Origin of the sequence: Acinetobacter sp. UBA2063, from assembly GCF_002333245.1 — a bacterium.
Lineage (GTDB): Bacteria > Pseudomonadota > Gammaproteobacteria > Pseudomonadales > Moraxellaceae > Acinetobacter > Acinetobacter parvus.
Map to the genome: position 1 here is coordinate 23,313 of NZ_DDAH01000124.1, position 1,192 is coordinate 24,504.

General features: G+C 37.1%; 1 protein-coding gene and 1 pseudogene. Both read left to right on the forward strand.

Features of this window, described 5'->3' with window-relative positions:
• Nucleotides 1–942 (forward strand): nucleotide sugar dehydrogenase (locus B4H32_RS05590; protein ID WP_286800819.1); only part of this gene is annotated, 942 nt, incomplete at its 5' end.
• Between the two features lie 5 nt (nt 943–947).
• Nucleotides 948–1,192 (forward strand): annotated as a pseudogene (locus tag B4H32_RS05595) (hypothetical protein); the annotation flags it as partial.

Below are 1,192 nucleotides of genomic sequence, written 5' to 3' on the forward strand. Positions count from 1 at the left end.
GGCGATGTAGTGGTGTATGAGTCTACGGTATACCCAGGTGCAACTGAAGAAGCCTGTATTCCAGTTTTGGAACAAGTGTCAGGCTTAAAATTCAATCAGGACTTTTTTGCAGGCTATAGCCCAGAACGGATTAATCCAGGCGATAAGCTGCACCGTGTGACCAATATTTTAAAAGTAACTTCGGGTTCTACTCCAGAGGTGGCAGATTTTGTTGATGCAGTTTATCAACTGATTGTGACTGCAGGTACGCATAAAGCACCGAGTATAAAAGTGGCTGAAGCCGCAAAGGTCATTGAAAATACCCAACGTGATGTGAATATTGCTTTAATTAATGAATTGGCCGTGATCTTTAATAAGTTGGGTATAGATACTGAAGCGGTGTTGAAGGCTGCGGGAACCAAGTGGAATTTTTTACCTTTCCGCCCTGGTTTGGTGGGTGGGCACTGTATAGGGGAAGCCCCATATTATTTAACCCATAAAGCACAGTCTTTAGGCTTGCAACCAGAAATTATTTTAGCGGCACGGCGTTTAAATGACCGTATGGGTGAATATGTTGCAACACAATTGATTAAAGAGATGGTGAAGCAGCGTATACAAGTGGTGGGTTCAAAAATTTTAGTGATGGGTTTGAGTTTTAAAGAGAACTGTCCAGATATTCGCAATACTAAAATTGTAGATATGGTCAAAGCTTTAAAAGAATATGATTTAGATTTAGATATTTATGACCCGTGGGTGGATCCGTTAGACGCAGCAAAGGAATATGGTATAGACCCTGTTTCTAGTTTGGCGAACGCTAAATATGATGCCATTGTTTTAGCAGTTGCGCATAATCAATTTAAACGGATGTCTATAGATGAATTTAAAGCATTGGCTAAAGAAAAATATGTTTTATACGATTTAAAATATATTTTAAATCATACAGATGTAGATATTCGCTTATAAATAAAATGTATATTTCAATTAAAAGGGTTGTAGATGACCCAAGAATCAGAAACTCAATGTGGATGCTTGTAGAAAAAGCAATATCATTATTTGGGTTAATATTCATTATTTCTGCTGTTGCAAAATATACAGGTCCATCTATTTACGGCGAAATATCTTTAGCTGCTTCTATCTTTATTGTAATTAAAACAATTGCACAACTAGGCTTGGATCAAATTTTCTTAAAAAATATTAGTAGATCGGAAGAGCG